General features: G+C 67.7%; 22 protein-coding genes. 16 read left to right on the top strand and 6 right to left on the bottom strand.

The features are described 5' to 3' along the window. The first annotated feature begins 465 nt into the window (after positions 1-465). Together JYG37_RS13910 and JYG37_RS35125 are read left to right on the top strand one after the other, a co-directional pair. Complete coding sequence (locus JYG37_RS13910) at positions 466-819, top strand: Rap1a/Tai family immunity protein (protein ID WP_060733606.1); 354 nt, start codon at positions 466-468, stop codon at positions 817-819. A 101-nt stretch (positions 820-920) separates the two neighbouring features. Beyond that, positions 921-1,352: a WapI family immunity protein gene (locus tag JYG37_RS35125; RefSeq protein ID WP_502774544.1), complete on the top strand. Its 432-nt coding sequence runs from the start codon at positions 921-923 to the stop codon at positions 1,350-1,352. A gap of 308 nt (positions 1,353-1,660) precedes the next feature. Here JYG37_RS35125 and JYG37_RS13915 read toward each other — a convergent pair whose 3' ends face one another. Beyond that, positions 1,661-2,053: a methylglyoxal synthase gene (locus JYG37_RS13915; RefSeq protein WP_176015623.1), complete on the bottom strand. Its 393-nt coding sequence runs from the start codon at positions 2,051-2,053 to the stop codon at positions 1,661-1,663. Between the two features lie 52 nt (positions 2,054-2,105). Further along, positions 2,106-2,885, bottom strand: coding sequence for an SDR family oxidoreductase (locus JYG37_RS13920; protein WP_124594795.1), 780 nt, complete (start codon positions 2,883-2,885; stop codon positions 2,106-2,108). A gap of 208 nt (positions 2,886-3,093) precedes the next feature. Between JYG37_RS13920 and upp the strand changes: the two genes are divergently transcribed. The 9 genes from upp (at position 3,094) to rng (ending at position 10,972) form a co-directional block, all read left to right on the top strand. After that, positions 3,094-3,744, top strand: a complete 651-nt coding sequence (gene upp / locus JYG37_RS13925) for a uracil phosphoribosyltransferase (RefSeq protein ID WP_006478229.1) — start codon at positions 3,094-3,096, stop codon at positions 3,742-3,744. A 228-nt stretch (positions 3,745-3,972) separates the two neighbouring features. Next, entirely contained in the window at positions 3,973-4,701 is a 729-nt protein-coding gene (locus JYG37_RS13930; protein ID WP_006478227.1) for a YebC/PmpR family DNA-binding transcriptional regulator, read from the top strand. A 105-nt stretch (positions 4,702-4,806) separates the two neighbouring features. Further along, positions 4,807-6,087, top strand: a complete 1,281-nt coding sequence (gene purD, locus JYG37_RS13935; RefSeq protein WP_050016400.1) for a phosphoribosylamine--glycine ligase — start codon at positions 4,807-4,809, stop codon at positions 6,085-6,087. 118 nt (positions 6,088-6,205) lie between these two features. Then, a complete protein-coding gene (gene hemF, locus JYG37_RS13940; RefSeq protein WP_050016398.1) occupies positions 6,206-7,129 on the top strand; it encodes an oxygen-dependent coproporphyrinogen oxidase in 924 nt (307 codons plus the stop codon). Between the two features lie 8 nt (positions 7,130-7,137). Beyond that, positions 7,138-7,869 (top strand): nicotinate-nucleotide adenylyltransferase, encoded by a 732-nt coding sequence (locus tag JYG37_RS13945; RefSeq protein ID WP_089488693.1) that lies wholly within the window; start codon positions 7,138-7,140, stop codon positions 7,867-7,869. A 4-nt stretch (positions 7,870-7,873) separates the two neighbouring features. Further along, on the top strand, positions 7,874-8,320 hold the full coding sequence (rsfS, locus tag JYG37_RS13950; protein WP_050016394.1) for a ribosome silencing factor: 447 nt from the start codon (positions 7,874-7,876) through the stop codon (positions 8,318-8,320). A 19-nt stretch (positions 8,321-8,339) separates the two neighbouring features. Next, positions 8,340-8,810, top strand: coding sequence for a 23S rRNA (pseudouridine(1915)-N(3))-methyltransferase RlmH (rlmH, locus tag JYG37_RS13955; RefSeq protein WP_006478222.1), 471 nt, complete (start codon positions 8,340-8,342; stop codon positions 8,808-8,810). Between the two features lie 51 nt (positions 8,811-8,861). Next, on the top strand, positions 8,862-9,494 hold the full coding sequence (locus JYG37_RS13960; RefSeq protein WP_050016392.1) for a Maf family protein: 633 nt from the start codon (positions 8,862-8,864) through the stop codon (positions 9,492-9,494). An 8-nt stretch (positions 9,495-9,502) separates the two neighbouring features. Beyond that, positions 9,503-10,972: a ribonuclease G gene (rng, locus tag JYG37_RS13965; RefSeq protein ID WP_050016390.1), complete on the top strand. Its 1,470-nt coding sequence runs from the start codon at positions 9,503-9,505 to the stop codon at positions 10,970-10,972. 85 nt (positions 10,973-11,057) lie between these two features. Here the strand turns inward: rng and JYG37_RS13970 are convergent, their stop codons facing one another. Beyond that, positions 11,058-11,438 (bottom strand): DUF1493 family protein, encoded by a 381-nt coding sequence (locus JYG37_RS13970; RefSeq protein ID WP_050016388.1) that lies wholly within the window; start codon positions 11,436-11,438, stop codon positions 11,058-11,060. A gap of 2 nt (positions 11,439-11,440) precedes the next feature. Beyond that, positions 11,441-11,620 carry a hypothetical protein gene (locus JYG37_RS13975; protein ID WP_050016386.1) on the bottom strand — a complete coding sequence of 60 codons (180 nt, stop codon included), beginning with the start codon at positions 11,618-11,620 and terminating at the stop codon, positions 11,441-11,443. Positions 11,621-11,830: 210 nt separating this feature from the next. Between JYG37_RS13975 and JYG37_RS13980 the strand changes: the two genes are divergently transcribed. From JYG37_RS13980 to JYG37_RS13995, 4 genes are all read left to right on the top strand, one after another. After that, positions 11,831-12,166: a YggL 50S ribosome-binding family protein gene (locus JYG37_RS13980; RefSeq protein ID WP_050016383.1), complete on the top strand. Its 336-nt coding sequence runs from the start codon at positions 11,831-11,833 to the stop codon at positions 12,164-12,166. Between the two features lie 382 nt (positions 12,167-12,548). Beyond that, entirely contained in the window at positions 12,549-13,520 is a 972-nt protein-coding gene (locus JYG37_RS13985; RefSeq protein WP_089488694.1) for a PRC-barrel domain-containing protein, read from the top strand. Next, positions 13,517-14,776 (top strand): MFS transporter, encoded by a 1,260-nt coding sequence (locus tag JYG37_RS13990; protein ID WP_050016379.1) that lies wholly within the window; start codon positions 13,517-13,519, stop codon positions 14,774-14,776. The genes JYG37_RS13985 and JYG37_RS13990 overlap by 4 nt, the downstream gene beginning before the upstream one ends. Before the next feature lie 41 nt (positions 14,777-14,817). Next, entirely contained in the window at positions 14,818-15,384 is a 567-nt protein-coding gene (locus JYG37_RS13995; RefSeq protein WP_124631394.1) for an FUSC family protein, read from the top strand. Between the two features lie 79 nt (positions 15,385-15,463). On the opposite strand, the gene JYG37_RS14000 is transcribed toward JYG37_RS13995, so the two are convergent. Next, positions 15,464-15,853, bottom strand: coding sequence for an RcnB family protein (locus tag JYG37_RS14000; RefSeq protein ID WP_050016374.1), 390 nt, complete (start codon positions 15,851-15,853; stop codon positions 15,464-15,466). A gap of 89 nt (positions 15,854-15,942) precedes the next feature. Further along, on the bottom strand, positions 15,943-17,694 hold the full coding sequence (gene msbA / locus JYG37_RS14005) for a lipid A export permease/ATP-binding protein MsbA (RefSeq protein ID WP_244137952.1): 1,752 nt from the start codon (positions 17,692-17,694) through the stop codon (positions 15,943-15,945). A 224-nt stretch (positions 17,695-17,918) separates the two neighbouring features. Here msbA and JYG37_RS14010 point away from each other — a divergent pair, with 224 nt between their 5' ends. Then, a complete protein-coding gene (locus JYG37_RS14010; protein ID WP_050016370.1) occupies positions 17,919-18,671 on the top strand; it encodes a glycosyltransferase family 2 protein in 753 nt (250 codons plus the stop codon). Positions 18,672-18,743 lie beyond the last annotated feature (72 nt).

Consider the following 18,743-nt stretch of genomic DNA (forward strand, 5'->3'; position numbering starts at 1 on the left):
GGTTCGGCGAATGCATCGACATTGCCGCTGCGGCGATGCGCGTGAACACGGGTCATAGCGGAGGATTCTCGCGCGTCGTGCGCGGTCGCGCAGCGCGTCGTCGCAATCCCTTCACCTCGGTAGGGTTTTCGCAGGAAATGGATGGCATGGGCCGCGCATGAGGAAAACGGCGCGGTATGAGACCGGTCGCTGCCGCTCGTTTCCTTCGCTTGCGCAGTCAATGATGTTCGGCACACTTTGTAACGTTGACGTCACGTCGCTCGCGCCGCGATGGCCGAACCGGGCCGTTGGTCATTTCTCGCCTCGCGCCCCGTGCGCAAAGGATCTCCCGCGCGGTGTCGACGCGCTTTTCCCGAACCGACGAAGGTCGACGTCGATCGGCCCGACAACCGGTTCTGGCCATGGTCATTTACGAGACGACGGCCGTGCTAATTTGCCTGCTGCCCAATTCGCCCAGTCCACCCCATGAAGCTCGCTCTTGTCTGGAATGTGATCGCTTTCGCGTCGCTATCCGCAAGTATCGGCAGCGCAACCGCGGCCCCGATACCGCGTGCGGACGGCACCCGTTTGCTCGACGGCCTGAGCCGTTCCGACAACACGCCGTATGCTGGCGCCGAGCGCCACGCTATGGCCGGGTATCTGGCAGGCGTGGCCGATGCGACCGAAGGCCAGGACTGGTGCGACAACGGGCGTGTCAAACCGGGGGAAATCGATTCGGAAGTGCTCCACGATCTCGGGAAATGGCCGAGAGATGCGCTGAGGGCAAATGCGGCAGTCCTGGTCACATACGTCTTGCGACAAAAATACCCGTGCCATTAGCCGCGCCCGAAATACCGGACATTGCCTCTCACCGGAACGAACGGGTAGCTGGGCCGACTGATCACAACGTCTCGGAAGGTTGCGCTCTTAACGTTGAACACATGCTAACCATCGACACAGATGACTTTAGACTTCAAATGGAGCCCGTTGCTGCGCGACGCGACGAACCGGGAGGGCCGTATCTTGAATGGATCGATGTACGGATCCAATTGACGGTACCGAGTATCCAGGCGGAAGGGCAATGGAGTGTCATGCCCGACGAGTTGCGACAATTTCGGCAACAGATTCAATCCATTCAAACGCAGCTTCAAGCCGGGCAACGAGCGGAGCTAACAGGCGTTGAGCCGGGGTTTGAGCTGATATTGCGAACACTTGATCGACGCGCAATCGTGGGCGACTGGCGCTTTCAGCCGCCCCCTCCCGAGGGAGCATGCATCACGGGGTATTGCGGGCTGGATCAGTCCTTCTTGCCCGAACTGCTACAAGGAATCGAATCCCTTCTATCGTTCAGGGGAACGCGCAAATCACCGTAATCGAGGCCCTCGCGCGCGGATGCACGTGCCTTGGTCGACGCCGTAGTCAGCCAGCCGACGGCTTCGCCGAACGCGCAAGCGCGCTCGCCAGCTCGATTGTGTGCCAGGCCATCACGCCAAGAAGCGGTGCCGTCATGAGTGGCGCGCTGAAGCCTTCGAACCCGGCCGTTGCGTGGCAATGCACCGGCCCGCTCGCTCGACAGCGAAGCATTCGGCACGATCCGTCCGACACTCCGCGGCCGATCGCATACGACAACTTCTTGAACGAAGCCCCCGACCGCTAAAGCGCGGCGCTCTTCAACAGCTGCCTAGCAAACGTCCTGCATGTTCCGCGCCAGATCGTCGAGCAGCATCCGCGCGGTCGCGGCGTTGGTCGCGACCGGCACGTCGTGCACGTCGCACGCGCGCACCAGCGCGGTGATGTCGGGGTCGTGCGGCTGCGCGGTCATCGGATCGCGCAGGAATATGACAATGTCGACGCGGCCGTCGGCCAGTTCCGCGCCGATCTGCAGGTCGCCGCCAAGCGGCCCCGACAGCTTGCGCTCGACCTCGAGCCCGTGCGCGGCGGCGATCCGGCCGCCCGTCGTGCCGGTCGCCACCAGCCGGCATTGCGCGAGCGTCTCGCGATACTGGCCCGCGAGCGCGACGATCTCGTCCTTCTTCGCGTCGTGCGCAATCAATGCGATGCGGGGTTTGCTCATCTCCAGTTCCTTCGTCGTTCGGTTGTTGTCGTCGTGAATCGAAAAGCGCGGGTCAGAACGTACCCGGATACGCGCCGCCGTCGAGCAGCCAGTTCTGCCCGGTGATGTAGCCGGCATGCACGCTGCACAGGAACGCGCAGGCCGCGCCGAATTCCGCGCGCGTGCCCAGGCGCCCGGCCGGGATGTCCTTGGTGCGCCGCGCACGCATCTCGTCGACCGTCACGCCCTGCGCCTTCGCCGACGCGGCGAGCGTCGTCGCGATCCGGTCGGTGTCGAACAACCCGGGCAGCAGGTTGTTGATCGTCACGCCCTGCCCCGCGACCTTGCGCGACAGCCCCGCGACGAAGCCAGTCAGCCCCGAGCGAGCGCCGTTCGACAGCGCGAGCACGTCGATCGGCGCCTTCACGGCCGAACTCGTGATGTTGACGATCCGGCCGAAGCCGCGGCCGATCATCCCGTCGACGGTCGCGCGGATCAGCTCGATCGGCGTCAGCATGTTCGCCTCGAGCGCGCGGATCCAGTCGTCGTGCGAGAAATCGCGGAAGTCGCCGGGCGGCGGGCCGCCGGCATTCGTCACGAGAATGTCCGGCTGCGGGCACGCGGCGAGCGCGGCCGCGCGGCCGTCCGGCGTCGTGATGTCGCACGCGACCGCCGTGACCGACACGTTCGCGCCGGCACGGATCTCTTCCGCGGTTTCCTCCAGCGTGTCGCGCGTGCGCGCGACGATCACGAGGTTCACGCCCTCGGCGGCCAGCGCTTCCGCGCAGCCGCGCCCGAGACCCTTGCTGGCCGCGCACACGAGCGCGGTCTTTCCTTCGATGCCGAGATCCATCGTCGCTTCCCTGGTGGCGCGCGTGCCGGCGGCCCCGCACGGCCGCCGGCGGGCGGGCGAGCGGGCGTGCGCGGCACGCGGATTGTCGTGAGACGTCGATAATATCCGGATCGCGCGGCGCGCCTTGGTAAAATTGCGGCCATGAGCGACGGCCGGCCTCGCGCCCGCCGCCGCCCCCGATCCCCTTTTGCCGCCAAGGCACCCCGTCATGAAACAGGACAGCCGTTTCCCGAACCTCTTCATCACCGATCACCCGCTGATCCAGCACAAGCTCACGCACATGCGCGACAAGGACACGTCCACGCGCACGTTCCGCGAACTGCTGCGCGAGATCACGCTGCTGATGGGCTATGAGATCACCCGCAACCTGCCGATCACGACCAAGCGGGTCGAAACCCCGCTGGTGGCGGTCGACGCGCCGGTGATCGCCGGCAAGAAGCTCGCGATCGTGCCCGTGCTGCGCGCGGGCATCGGGATGTCGGACGGCCTGCTCGACCTGGTGCCGTCCGCGCGCGTCGGTCACATCGGTGTGTACCGCGCCGAAGACCACCGCCCGGTCGAATATCTGGTGCGCCTGCCGGACCTGGAAGACCGCATCTTCATCCTGTGCGACCCGATGGTCGCGACCGGCTATTCGGCCGTGCATGCGGTCGACGTGCTCAAGCGCCGCAACGTGCCGGCCGCGAACATCATGTTCGTCGCGCTGGTCGCCGCGCCCGAAGGCGTGCAGGTGTTCCAGGACGCGCACCCGGACGTGAAGCTGTTCGTCGCGTCGCTCGACTCGCACCTGAACGAGCACGCGTACATCGTGCCGGGCCTGGGCGACGCCGGCGACCGCCTGTTCGGCACCAAGAACTGACGGAACCGAGCGGCCGGCGCCACCGTGCCGCGCGGCCCGGCGCGCCGCGACGGCCGCCCTGGCCGTTCGGCCATGCGCGGCGGCCCCGAACCGGCGGTCGCCGCGTGATAAAATCACGATCCACTCGACACGCGCGGCCCCGCGGCTTCATGCCCGCCGACACGGCCGCCGATTCAACGACACATTGCAACAATCGCCCGCGCTGCGCGCCCGGGCACGGAGAAAGGTATGGCTGGTCATTCGAAATGGGCCAACATCAAGCATAAGAAGGCTGCGGCCGACGCGAAGCGCGGCAAGATCTGGACCCGCCTGATCAAGGAAATCCAGGTGGCGGCGCGCCTCGGCGGCGGCGACGTCAACTCGAACCCGCGCCTGCGTCTCGCGGTCGACAAGGCAGCCGACGCGAACATGCCGAAGGACAACGTCAAGCGCGCGATCGATCGCGGCGTCGGCGGCGCGGACGGCGCGAACTACGAAGAAATCCGTTACGAAGGCTACGGCATCAGCGGCGCGGCGATCATCGTCGACACGCTGACCGACAACCGCACCCGCACGGTCGCGGAAGTCCGCCACGCGTTCTCGAAGTTCGGCGGCAACATGGGCACCGACGGCTCGGTCGCGTTCATGTTCGATCACGTCGGCCAGTTCCTGTTCGCGCCCGGCACGTCGGAAGACGCGCTGATGGAAGCCGCGCTCGAAGCCGGCGCGAACGACGTGAACACGAACGACGACGGCTCGATCGAAGTGCTGTGCGACTGGCAGGCATTCTCGGCGGTGAAGGACGCGCTCGAAGCCGCGGGCTTCAAGGCCGAACTCGCCGAAGTGACGATGAAGCCGCAGAACGAAGTCGAATTCACCGGCGACGACGCGGCGAAGATGCAGAAGCTGCTGGACGCGCTCGAGAACCTCGACGACGTGCAGGACGTGTATACGAACGCCGTCATCGTCGAGGAATGAGATGCCGGCCGCCGTGCGCAGCGTTGCGGCGGCGGCCCGACCGATTTCGCGGCCGGCGCGCCTGAGCGTGCCGGCCGCCCTGTTTTCTAGTCTGCGGGGAATCCCATGAAACTACTCGTCGTCGGTTCCGGCGGCCGCGAACATGCGCTGGCGTGGAAGCTCGCGCAGTCGCCGCGCGTCCAGATGGTCTACGTCGCGCCGGGCAATGGCGGCACGGCGCAGGACGAGCGTCTGAAGAACGTCGACATCACGGCGCTCGACGAACTCGCCGATTTCGCGGAACGCGAAGGCGTCGCGTTCACGCTCGTCGGGCCGGAAGCACCGCTCGCGGCCGGCATCGTCAACCTGTTCCGCGCACGCGGCCTGAAGGTGTTCGGCCCGACCCGCGAAGCCGCGCAACTCGAAAGCTCGAAGGATTTCGCGAAGGCGTTCATGAAGCGCCACAACATTCCGACGGCCGACTACGAAACCTTCGCCGACGCGGCCGCCGCCCACGCGTACATCGACGCGAAGGGTGCGCCGATCGTCGTGAAGGCCGACGGCCTCGCGGCCGGCAAGGGCGTCGTCGTCGCGATGACGCTCGAAGAGGCCCATGCGGCCGTCGACATGATGCTGTCGGGCAACAAGCTCGGCGATGCCGGCGCGCGCGTCGTGATCGAGGAATTCCTCGATGGCGAGGAAGCGAGCTTCATCGTGATGGTCGACGGCAAGCACGCGCTGGCGCTGGCGTCCAGCCAGGACCACAAGCGCCTGCTCGACGAAGATCGCGGCCCGAACACCGGCGGCATGGGTGCATATTCGCCCGCGCCGATCGTCACGCCGCAGATGCACGCCCGCGTGATGCGCGAAATCATCATGCCGACCGTGCGCGGGATGGAGAAGGACGGCATCCGCTTCACGGGCTTCCTGTACGCGGGCCTGATGATCGACAAGGATGGCAATCCGCGCACGCTCGAGTTCAACTGCCGGATGGGCGACCCGGAAACGCAGCCGATCATGGCGCGCCTGAAGAGCGATTTCTCGAAGGTCGTCGAGCAGGCGATCGCGGGCACCCTCGACACGGTCGAGCTCGACTGGGATCGCCGCACCGCGCTCGGCGTCGTGCTGGCCGCGCACGGTTACCCGGACGCGCCGCGCAAGGGCGACCGCATCAACGGCATCCCGGCCGAGACCGAACAGGCCGTGACGTTCCATGCGGGCACGACGCTCAATGACGGCGACAAGCTCGTGACGTCCGGCGGCCGCGTGCTGTGCGTGGTCGGCCTCGCCGATTCGGTGCGCGAAGCGCAGCAGCATGCGTACGACACGATCAACCAGATCAATTTCGAAGGCATGCAGTACCGCCGCGACATCGGCTTTCGCGCGCTCAACCGCAAGAGCGCGTGACGTCGCCATCGCCGCCCCGCGCCCGCGCGGCGGCGACCCGTCTGCCGGGGTTCGATAGAATGCCCGGCAGATGCTTTTTTTATGGCCCCCGCTCCGGGTGGGGGCAGCCAGTCCAGACATGACCGATTCGACCTACGACGTGGCGCGTGTGCGCACGTACCTCCAGGGCCTGCAGACACGCATCGCCGACGCGCTCGGCGCGCTCGACGGCACGCCGCTCGCGACCGACACGTGGCAGCGCGGGCCGGCCGAACGCCTGCGCGGCGGCGGCTGCACGCGGATTCTCGAAGGCGGCCGCGTGTTCGAACGCGCGGGAATCGGCTTTTCCGACGTCGCGGGCGACGCGCTGCCGCCGTCGGCCAGCGCGGCGCGTCCGCAGCTCGCGGGCCGCGGCTTCGAGGCGCTCGGCGTGTCGCTCGTGCTGCACCCGCGCAATCCGTACTGCCCGACCGTGCACATGAACGTGCGGATGCTGATCGCGACGAAACCGGGCGAAGACCCCGTGTTCTGGTTCGGCGGCGGCATGGATCTGACACCGGTTTACGGCTTCGAGGACGACGCGCGGCATTTCCACCAGACCTGCAAGGATGCGCTCGACCCGTTCGGCGCCGAGCTCTACCCGCGCTTCAAGCAATGGTGCGACGAATATTTCTTCCTGAAGCACCGCAACGAAACGCGCGGCATCGGCGGGATCTTCTTCGACGATTTCTCGGAACCCGGTTTCGAACGCTCGTTTGACATGATGCAAAGCGTCGGCGATGCGTTCCTGCACGCTTACCTGCCGATCGTCGAGCGCCGCGCCGAACTGCCGTACGGCGAGCGCGAACGCGACTTCCAGGCCTACCGCCGCGGCCGCTACGTCGAATTCAACCTCGTGTTCGACCGCGGCACGCTGTTCGGCCTGCAAAGCGGCGGCCGGACCGAGTCGATCCTGATGTCGATGCCGCCGGTCGCGAACTGGCGCTACAACTGGCAACCCGAGCCGGGTTCGCCGGAAGCGCGCCTTTACAGCGACTTCCTCGTGCCGCGCGACTGGGTCTGAGCCCGCGCGTGCCGCTGCCCCAACGAAAGGACGCGTTTCTGGACACCACCGCCCGCCCCGCCCCGCTGCCGCGTCGTATCGGCTTGCTGGGCGGCACCTTCGACCCGATCCACGACGGTCATCTCGCGCTCGCGCGCCGGTTCGCCGCGCTGCTCGACCTGACCGAACTCGTGCTGCTGCCCGCCGGACAGCCGTACCAGAAGCGCGACGTGTCGGCCGCCGAGCACCGGCTCGCGATGACGCGCGCGGCCGCGGATTCGCTCGTGCTGCCGGGCGTGACCGTGACCGTCGCCACCGACGAGATCGAGCACACCGGCCCGACCTACACGGTCGAGACGCTCGCGCGCTGGCGCGAGCGGATCGGCCCGGATGCGTCGCTGTCGCTGCTGATCGGCGCCGACCAGCTCGTGCGCCTCGATACGTGGCGCGACTGGCGCACGCTGTTCGACTACGCGCACATCGGCGTGTCGACGCGCCCGGGCTTCGAGCTCGGCGCAGCGCCGCCGGACGTCGCGCGGGAGATCGCCGCGCGGCAGGCCTGCGCCGACGTGCTCAAGGCCACGCCGGCAGGCAACCTGCTGATCGATACGACCCTTTCGTTCGACATCGCCGCGACCGACATCCGCGCGCACCTGCGCGCATGCATCGCACGCCATGCGCAAATGCCCGACGCGTCGGCCGAACATGTGCCGGCCGCCGTATGGGCCTATATTCTTCAACATCGCCTCTACCATTCCTGAATCCATGGATATTCGCAAACTGCAGCGCGTGATCGTCGACGCCCTCGAAGACGTCAAGGCGCAAGACATCAAGGTGTTCAACACCAGCCACCTGACCGAACTGTTCGACCGCGTGGTCGTCGCGTCGGGCACCTCCAACCGACAGACCAAGGCGCTCGCGTCGAACGTGCGCGACAAGGTCAAGGAAGCCGGCGGCGACGTCGTCAGCTCCGAAGGCGAGGACACCGGCGAATGGGTGCTGGTCGACTGCGGCGACGCGGTCGTGCACATCCTGCAACCGGCGCTGCGCCAGTACTACAACCTCGAGGAAATCTGGGGCGACAAGCCCGTGCGGATGAAGCTCGGCGGCGGCAAGGGCAACGGCTTCGCGACGGCCAGCGAAGACGAGGACGACGAGGAAGAAGCCGCGCCCGCACGCCCGGCGCGCAAGACGGCGGCCCGCCGCCGCTGAGTCGCAGCGAGTCGTCCCGATGAAGCTTTTCATCCTCGCGGTCGGCCACAAGATGCCGGGCTGGATCGCATCCGGCTTCGACGAATACACGAAGCGGATGCCGCCCGAACTGCGCATCGAGCTGCGCGAAATCAAGCCTGAACTGCGTTCGGGCGGCCGCAGCGCCGAAAGCGTGATGGCCGCCGAACGGCAGAAGATCGAGGCCGCACTGCCGAAGGGCGCGCGCCTCGTCGCGCTCGACGAGCGCGGCCGCGACTGGACCACAATGCAGCTCGCGCAGGCGCTGCCCGGCTGGCAGCAGGACGGCCGCGACGTCGCGTTCGTGATCGGCGGCGCTGACGGGCTCGATCCGGACCTGAAAGCGCGCGCCGACGTGCTGCTGCGCATTTCGAGCATGACGCTGCCGCACGGTATGGTGCGCGTGCTGCTCGCCGAACAGCTTTACCGGGCGTGGAGCATCACGCAGAATCACCCCTACCACCGCGCATGACGTGTCGTCCTCGAGACGCGCGCCACGCGCGCCTAACGAGATAACGACACCATGCCGTCCAGCACGTCCCCCGCGCTTTTCCCGATCCTTTACCTCGCCTCGCAAAGCCCGCGCCGCCAGGAGCTGCTGCTGCAGATCGGCGTACGCTTCGAGCTGCTGCTGCCGCGCCCCGACGAGGACGCCGAGGCGCTCGAGGCCGAGCTGCCCGGCGAAGCCGCCGACGCGTACGTGCGGCGCGTGACCGTCGCGAAGGCCGAGGCCGCGCGTGCGCGCCTCATCGCGAGCGGCAAGCCGCCCGCGCCGGTGCTCGTTGCGGACACTACGGTGACCATCGATGGCGCGATCCTCGGCAAGCCGGCCGACGCCGACGATGCGCTCGCGATGCTCACCCGCCTCGCGGGCCGCGCACACGAAGTCCTGACCGCCGTCGCCGTGATCGGCGCCGACGGCGAACTGCTGCCGCCCGCGCTGTCGCGCTCGTCGGTACGCTTTTCAAACGCATCGCGCGATGCGTTCGCGCGCTACGTCGACACCGGCGAGCCGTTCGGCAAGGCCGGCGCGTACGCGATCCAGGGCCGCGCGGCCGAATTCATCGAGCGAATCGACGGATCCCATTCAGGTATCATGGGTCTGCCCCTTTTTGAGACTGCCGCGCTGCTGCGTACCGCACGCGTCGCCTTCTGAACCGCACCATGAACGAAGAAATCCTGATCAACCTCACGCCGCAGGAAACGCGCGTCGCACTCGTCCAGCAAGGTGCGGTGCAGGAGCTTCACGTCGAGCGGACGCTGTCGCGCGGACGGGTCGGCAACATCTATCTCGGCAAGGTCGTACGCGTGCTGCCCGGCATGCAGTCGGCGTTCATCGACATCGGCCTCGAGCGCGCGGCGTTCCTGCACGTCGCCGACATCTGGCATCCGCGCCTCGCGGGCGAGCCGCAGTCGGGCGCACCGCACCAGCCGATCGAGAAGATCGTGTTCGAAGGCCAGACGCTGATGGTGCAGGTGATCAAGGATCCGATCGGCACGAAAGGCGCGCGGCTGTCGACGCAGGTCAGCATCGCGGGCCGCACGCTCGTCTACCTGCCGCAGGAGCCGCATATCGGCATCTCGCAGAAGATCGAGAGCGAGGCCGAGCGCGAGGCCGTGCGCGCGCGCCTGACCGCCGTGATCCCGCCGGACGAGAAAGGCGGCTACATCGTGCGCACGATCGCCGAGGATGCGACCTCCGACGAACTGGCCGGCGACGTCGCGTACCTGCGCAAGACCTGGGCGACGATCGTCGCGCAGGCGCAGCGGCTGCCGGCGACGAGCCTGCTGTACCAGGATCTCGATCTCGCGCAGCGCGTGCTGCGCGATTTCGCGAACGACGACACGACGCGCATCCAGGTCGATTCGCGCGAGACCTACCAGCGCCTGTCGGAATTCGCGGGCGAGTTCACGCCGGCCGTGAGTCCGAAGCTGCATCACTACACGGGCGAGCGGCCGCTGTTCGACCTGTACAACATCGAGACGGAGATCCAGCGCGCGCTGTCGCGCCGCGTCGACCTGAAGTCGGGCGGTTACCTGATGATCGACCAGACCGAGGCGATGACGACGATCGACGTGAACACGGGCGGCTATGTCGGCGCGCGCAACTTCGACGACACGATCTTCAAGACCAACCTCGAGGCGGCGCACACGATCGCGCGGCAGCTGCGGCTGCGCAACCTCGGCGGGATCATCATCATCGACTTCATCGACATGGAGAACGCCGAGCATCGCGACGCGGTGCTGTCCGAGCTGAAGAAGGCGCTGTCGCGCGACCGCACGCGCGTGACGGTCAACAGCTTCTCGCAGCTCGGACTCGTCGAGATGACGCGCAAGCGCACGCGCGAATCGCTCGCGCACGTGCTGTGCGAACCGTGCCCGACCTGCCAGGGCAAGGGCCAGGTGAAGACGTCGCGCACCGTGTGCTACGACATCCTGCGCGAGATTCTGCGCGAATCGCGCCAATTCAACCCGCGCGAGTTTCGCGTGATCGCCGCGCAGCAGGTGATCGACCTGTTCCTCGACGAAGAATCGCAGCATCTGGCAATGCTGATCGACTTCATCGGCAAACCGGTGTCGCTGCAGGTCGAGTCGAATCTGAGCCAGGAGCAGTACGACATCGTGCTGATGTAACGGTGGGCTCGTGCAAGGTTGTGCGAAGCGTGCCCGGCGCAGCGCGGATTTCGCGCAACCTCGACCTGCATGCATCGCCGAATGGCTATTCGTCGTCGGGCGCTTCCCGGGCGAAGCGCTCGATCGCTTCGGTATCCCATCGGCCGAGACGCATCGCTTCTTCCAGCATGGCGAGCGTAAGTGGCACGCGCGGCGGCTTACGGTAACGCTCCGAAAACAGCGCGAGAAACGTCGTCACCATGTCTTGGCCCTCAGGACCGAAATAGCGGTCGTAAGGAAACTCGGAGGCCTGCACACCGAATGTTTCTGCCCATTTGTCGATGAACTCGACTGCGTCGACTCCCGTCACGCGCAGATCCTCTTCGAGGCGCGACGATGGTTCGATCCTCAACTGACCGCCGAACAGCGGTCGACCAAGCTCTTCGCGTGCAAATGAGGCCAGCTTTTCCCACGTATCGGTCGGCACGATCAGAACACCCTGGCTTCTGGTTTGGCGACGGCGTTACACCGGCGCACCGTGCTGAACATGATGACTGCTCGCGGCGTGAGATCCTCGCGCCCCTCGTACGCATAGCGATTGTTCGACATACGGCCCTCGTGGTTGTTCGAATGACCGCAGACCTTAGCAAAGCCGAACACGCTCGCCATCCCTGTATCATTCGGTCAAGCGTGTAATAGGCCGCTTGACCAGGCCGCACGGCGAAAGGCGCATCGCGCAATTGTTTAAGAACAGTTTCGGGAACGGTCCCGCGATACGCCCTCTTTCGCCTCCAGCCTCGCCCATGCCGCACGTCGACAGGGTGCGCGCGCCATCCGCCGCGCTATCCTTTCCCACCTCTCGTTCACTCGTCACACACCATGAGCACACGCTACAACCGCCGCCAGCGCAAGAAACTCCACATCGGCGAATTCCAGGAACTCTCGTTCAACGCCACCGCGCATTACCGCAACGACATGACCGACCTCGAGCGCGGCCAGTTGATCGATGCGTTCATCGACTTCGTCGAAGCGAACGGGCTGCTGACCGTCGCGTCCGCGGACGAAGGCATCGGCGCGTACGTGATCTCCGGCGCGCCGCGCGGCACGACGACCGACGCCGATCGCGAGCTCGTGCGCGGGTGGCTGGCCGCGCGTCCGGAGCTGAAGGACGTCCAGGTCAGCGAATTCGCCGACGCGTGGTATCCGGACGCCTGATCTCCCGGTTTGACGCTGCCTTCAGGCAGCGCCCCGCCACCACGGCGGGCCAGGTCGACGTCGTTTCTGCAGAATGATCATGATGGCCGCCGGCGTTGCGGCGCTCTCGTTGCTGTCCGCGTGCGGCAGCTCGGCGCGTTGAGCCAACGCACCGACGGTAGCAGCGCCGGCGCCCGCATCGTCGTCGATCAGTCGCCGGAGCCGCCCGCGACGGCCTCCGATCCCTTCCTTTTCCCGACGGTCCGCCTGCAACCCGCCGTCGATATCGGTCCTGAAAGCAAGACACGTTAAACTCTCACCCTCGCGTGGTGCGCCGCCCGCACCCGCCATCCATCGCCAGCCGCGTGCCCTCGGGCCGCCCCGACCCATGGAGTGAGTGTCAATGAGCGGCGGACTCCCGTTTCCCGCATCCCGCAAGTCGTTGCCGTCCTCGACGGTCTTCCTGATCGTCGCCGTCGCCGCGCTGCTGTCCGGCTGCGGGCTGCTGCCGGTCCAGAACCCGCCCGCGCCGATCAGCGAGGCGCTCGTCGAGCCTGTCGAGGAAACCGCCGGCGAGCCGCTGACGATGCCGCCGGTGCCCGCGCCGACGCAACCGGAGGAACCGGAAGCGCCGAAGAAGCCGCACCGCGAAGTGGCGCGGCCGAAGCCCGTGCAGCGCCCCGAATCGCCGACCCCGCCGCCGCCTCCGCCCCCGCCGCTCGTCGCGACGCGCGCGCTCGACCGCACCCAGATCCATGCGCTGCTCGACAGCGAAGTCGCGCGCCGCAACGGCAAGGTGGTCGGCCGCGCGGTCGACATGGTGGTCGACGCGGGCGGCAAGCCGCGCGAGATGATCGTCAACCTGCAAGGCTTCATGGGGATCGGCGACCGCAAGGTCATCTTCCCGTGGAACGTGTTCCGCTTCACGCCGGGCGGCAAACAGGAGCCGATCGTGCTCGACGTGCCGTCGGGCGACCTGCCGCCGGCCGCGCGGCCGAAGGCCGTGCCGCTGTCGGGCTCGGCTGCGGCGTCGCCGGCGACGCGGCTGCCGATGCTCGACAGCGATGTCGAACGCCCGAACGGCACGAAGATCGGCCGGATCGTCGACGTGCTGATCGACCGCGGCGCGCAACCGCAGGCCGTCGTGCTCGACCTCGGCGGGCTCGTCAATACCGACCGCCGTTCGATCGCCGCGAGCTGGGGCGCGCTGCGCTTCGTCACGCGCGACAAGGCGCTGCACCCGCAGCTCGACCTGAACGACGCGCAGATCAAGGCAGCGCCGCCGTACGCGGCCGACAAGCCGATCGTCGCGGTTTTCCCGCCCGTTGCCCCGGCGGCAGCGGTGCCGGCTTCGTCTGCGAGTGCCACCCGATGACGATCAAGCATTCCGTCAGCGTTCGCAGTCTCCGGGCCCTCGACTGGCTCAACTTTTTCGTTGCAAACGTTCAAACCGGGTTCGGTCCGTTCATCGCGTCCTACCTCGCGTCGCACAAGTGGACGCAGGGCGAGATCGGCATGGTGCTGTCGATCGGCACGATCAGTGCGATGGTCAGCCAGGTGCCGGGCGGCGCGGCCGTCGATGCGCTGAAGAACAAGAAGGGCGCGGCCGCGTGGGCGATCGCGGCCATCATCCTGTCCGCGGTGCTGCTCGCGTCGAGCCCGACGATCGTGCCGGTAATCGCCGCCGAGGTGTTCCACGGTTTTGCGAGCTGCATGCTGGTGCCGGCGATGGCCGCGATCTCGTTCTCGCTCGTCGGCCGCGCCGACCTCGGCGACCGGCTCGGCCGCAACGCGCGCTGGGCGTCGATCGGCAGCGCGGTCGCGGCGGGCCTGATGGGGCTCACCGGCGAATACTTCTCCGCGCGCGCGGTGTTCTGGCTGACCGCCGTGCTGGCGCTGCCCGCGCTGTTCGCGCTCGCGATGATCCAGCCGACGCACCAGGTGATTCCGCAGTCGTCGAAGCCTGACGACGTCGACGAAGCCGGCGAGCGCGAAACGCTGCTCGAACTGCTGCGCGATCGCCGGATGCTGATCTTCGCGGCCTGTGTCGTGCTGTTCCACCTGTCGAACGCCGCGATGCTGAACCTCGCGGCCGGCGAAGTCACGGCCGGGATGGGCGAGAACGTGCAGCTCGTGATCGCCGCGTGCATCATCGTGCCGCAGGCGATCGTCGCGATGCTGTCGCCGTGGGTCGGCCGTTCCGCGCAGCGCTGGGGGCGCCGGCCGATCCTGCTGCTCGGCTTCTCCGCGCTGCCGGTGCGCGCGTTGCTGTTCGCCGGCGTCAGCAGCCCGTACCTGCTCGTGCCGGTGCAGATGCTCGACGGCATCAGCGCGGCCGTGTTCGGCGTGATGCTGCCGCTGATCGCGGCCGACGTCGCGGGCGGCAAGGGCCGCTACAACCTGTGTATCGGGCTGTTCGGGCTCGCGGCCGGGATCGGCGCGACGCTCAGCACGGCCGTGGCCGGCTACGTCGCCGATCACTTCGGCAACGCGGTCAGTTTCTTCGGGCTCGCCGCGGCAGGCGCGCTCGCGGTGCTGCTGGTCTGGCTCGTGATGCCCGAAACGCGCGTCGACAACGGCGACGCGACAGCCGACGAACCGGCGCCCGCCTCGCCCGAACAGGCGCATTGACGGCGGCGCGCCGCCGCTACCCGCTTCTTGGCCGATGCACGATGGATACGATCAGGACACTCAACGAAGCCCGCCAGCAGATCCAGCAGTCGATCTTCGATCTGTTCAAGGGGCTGTCATTCAGCGAGCGGCTCGCGCAAGGCGGGCTGATGGCGGTGCAGGCCGTGTGCGGCGCGTGCCTCGCGTATGCGATCGGCCGCGCGGTGCATAGCGAGCAGGCGGTGTGGGCGGCGATCACCGCGATCGCCGTCACGCAGCACAACTACTCGGACACGATGTCGCTGTCGCGCGACCAGTTCATCGGTGCGATGGTCGGCGGCGCCCTGGGCTTCGCCGGTGCGGCGTTGGGCGGCGATCGCCTCGTCGCGTATGCGATCACGGTCGCGGTCGTGATCGTCTGCTGCTGGTGCCTGAACATCGGCAGCGCGGCACGGCTCGGCGGCGTGACCGCGACGATCGTGCTGCTGTTCCCCGGCAACGGCCCGCTGTGGGACGTTCCGCTGATCCGGTTCGGCGAAGTGACGCTCGGCACGGTGTGCGCGCTGGGCGTGTGCTGGGCGATGTCGAGCATCGAGCGGCGCTGGTTCCGCCGCGCGGCGGCAAAGTAACGCGGCGCCGGGCAACGCGCCCGGCAGCCGGATGAACGATCGGAACGCTGCGTGACGGTGACGGGGACGGGCCGGGCGGTTACGGACCGACCCGCAGCACGATGCCCGAGCCGATCTGCACGAGCAGGTAGTCGCCGCCGACGCCGACCCAGTGATAGCCGCGCGGCGGCGCGCTCAGGTGATAGCCGCGCCAGTCGTCGACCACGTATTGACGATCGCGGAATTCGTCCGGCAGCCGGTCGCCCTTGTGCCAGTCGCGGCGCGGCCCGTCGGCCCAGCGCGGCGGCACGTCGTCGCGATGCATCGCGTGACCGGGCGGCACATGTTTCGGGCCATGCCCGCGATGCATGCCGGGGCCGCCGTGGTCATCGCGATTGCCGTGGTTGCCGTGATCCTGCGCCATCGCCGTGGTGGCGGCGCAGCCGGCCGCGATCAGGGCGGCCAGCATCGTGCCGTGCATCCTCTTCATTGTCCTTCCCTCCGTGGTGTCACGTCGAACAAGAAACGACCGGGCTTGCCCGATGAAGACTAGCACACGGCCGGCCGCATGACCGCGCGTCACGCCGCCTGCTGCTGGTACTGGATCCGGTGCAGGTGCGCGTAGAGGCCGCCGTGGCGCAGCAGTTCGTCGTGACTGCCCTCCTCGACGATCTTGCCGGCCTCGAGCACGAGGATGCGGTCCGCGCGCTCGATCGTCGACAGCCGGTGCGCGATCACCAGCGTCGTCCGGCCTTCCATCAGCCGCTCGAGCGCGGCCTGCACGTGGCGCTCCGACTCCGAATCGAGCGCCGACGTCGCTTCGTCGAGGATCAGGATCGGCGCGTCTTTGTAGATCGCGCGCGCAATCGCGAGCCGCTGGCGCTGGCCGCCGGACAACCGCATCCCGTTGCCGCCCACCAGCGTATCGAGCCCGTCGGGCATCGCGGCGACCGCGTCGGCGAGGTTCGCGGCCTCGAGCGCGGCCTGCACGCGCGCGCGGTCGGGCGTCTGCCCGTAGGCGACGTTCGCGGCGATCGTGTCGTTGAACAGCACGACGTCCTGGCTCACCATCGCCATCTGGCTGCGCAGCGCGTGAAGATCGTAGTCGGCAACCGGCACGCCGTCGACCAGGATCGTGCCGTCCGTCGGGTCGAAGAAGCGCGGCAGCAGGTTCACGAGCGTCGTCTTGCCGCTCCCGGACGGGCCGGCGAGCGCGATCATTTCGCCCGGCGCGACCTTGAACGAGATGCGGTCGAGCGTCGGCCGTTCGGCCGCGCCGTAATCGAACGACACGGAGCGGAACTCGATCTCGCCGCGCGCGTGCGACAGCGGCCGCCCGCCGCCTTGCGGCTCGGCCGGCTCGTCGATCAGCCCGAAGATCAGCTCGGCGGCCGTCATCCCGCGCTGCAGCGGCTGGTTGACGTCGATCAGGTGCTTGAGCGGCGAGATCACCAGCAGCATCGACGTGACGAACGCGACGAAGCCGCCGACCGTCGTCTGGTCGTTCGACGACTGCACGACCGCGATCGTGATCACGACCGCGAGCGCGATCGACGCGAGGAACTGCGTGAGCGGCTGCGCGAGGCCGCCCGAGATCGTCATGCGCATCGCATAGCCGCGCAGGCGCTTGCTCATCGTCGTGAAGCGGTCCATCTCGTACGCTTCGCCGTTGTGCACCTTGACGACCTTGTAGCCGCCGACCGTCTCCTCGACGATGTACGACAGTTCGTTGGTCAGCGTCTGGTGCTCGCGGTTCAGGCGGCGCAGCCGGCGGTTGATCTTGCTGACGAGCCAGCCGATGCCCGGCAGGATCACCGCGACGATCAGCGTGAGCCGCCAGTTCAGGTAGAACAGGTAGCCGAGCAGGAAGATCACCGTCAGCGAGTCGCGCACGAGCGTGACCATCACGCCCGTCAGCACCGACAGGATCTGGTTGACCTCGAACACGATCGCGTTGATTACCGTGCTCGCGGTTTCGCGCTGGAAGAACGACGCGCCCGTGTGGAGCATCCGCTGGAACATTTCGAGCCGCAGCTGCAGCAGGATGCGGTTCGATACGTAGTTGAGCAGGTAATTCGACGTGTACTGCGAGACGCCGCGCACCAGCGCGAGGCCGATCACCGCGATCGGCACGTACCATTTCGCGCTGTCGCTGCCGTGCGAGCCGAAGCCGTGGTCGAGCAGCGGCTTGAGCAGCGCCGGAATGCCGGCTTCGGTGGCCGCGACGACGCCCATCGTCATCACGGCGAGCACCACGATGCCGACGAGCGGCCGGATGTACGGCCACAGGCGCTTGAGGACCGTGAGCGGCGACGTGCCGGTGCCGTCCATCGGTTTGCGAAGAGTGTTCTGGGTTTCCAAGGCAATCCTTCTTGAGCCGCGATGCGGCGCCCGGCGCGTGGCCGCCCGGGTGTGCGCCCCGTCGGGCGGGTGCCGGAAAGGGCTCAACATTATAGCTGCACCGCCCCCGCGGGCACGCCCGTCGCCGATGCGGGCCGCGGCCGGGCCGAAGGTATACTGCCGCTCACCGTTTTCTCCGCCTTTCCGACGATTTCATGGCTGAACCCTCCCTCGGCGTCGCCCTCATCGCCCTCAACGCATCCGCGCGGCTCGCGCAGTGTCTCGATGCGCTGTCGTTCGCCGACGACGTCGTCGTGATCGACGGCGGCAGCACCGACGATACCGTCGCGATCGCGCAGGCGCACGGCGCGCGCGTGATCGTCGAGCGCGACTGGCCGGGCTTCGGCCCGCAGAAGAACCGCGCGCTCGACGCGCTCGGCACCGACTGGATCCTGTCGCTCGATACCGACGAAATCGTCACGCCGGAACTCGCGCGGTCGATCCGCGACGCGATCCGCGCGCCGGCCGCGCAGGTCTATGCGCTCGACCGGCTGTCGAGCTTCTGCGGCCAGTGGATCCATCACAGCGGCTGGTATCCGGACTGGGTGCCGCGGCTGTTCCGGCGCGGCACCGCACGGTTCTCGGACGATCTCGTGCACGAGCGCCTCGTATTCGATACCGCCGCGCAGCGCCTGACCGGCAAGCTGATGCACTACTCGTACGAGGATTTCGAAACGGTCGTGCGCAAGCTCGACGCGTATTCGACGGCCGGCGCGCGCCAGCGCCGCGCGGCCGGCCAGCGCGGCGGCTTCGGCAAGGCGCTCGGCCGCGGCGCGTGGGCGTTCGTGCGAACCTACGTGCTGCGGCGCGGGTTCCTCGACGGCCGCGCGGGCTTCATGATCGCGGTGTTCAACGCGGAAACCGTGTACTACCGCTTCCTGAAGCTCGGTCACGAGCCGACACGCTAGGCACCCGCCCGGTGCGCGATCGGCGCGGCGTTACAATGCCGGGTTGCGCGCACCGTGCGTGCCCGCCCGAGC

This window comes from Burkholderia sp. LAS2, from assembly GCF_018417615.1.
GTDB lineage: Bacteria > Pseudomonadota > Gammaproteobacteria > Burkholderiales > Burkholderiaceae > Burkholderia > Burkholderia sola.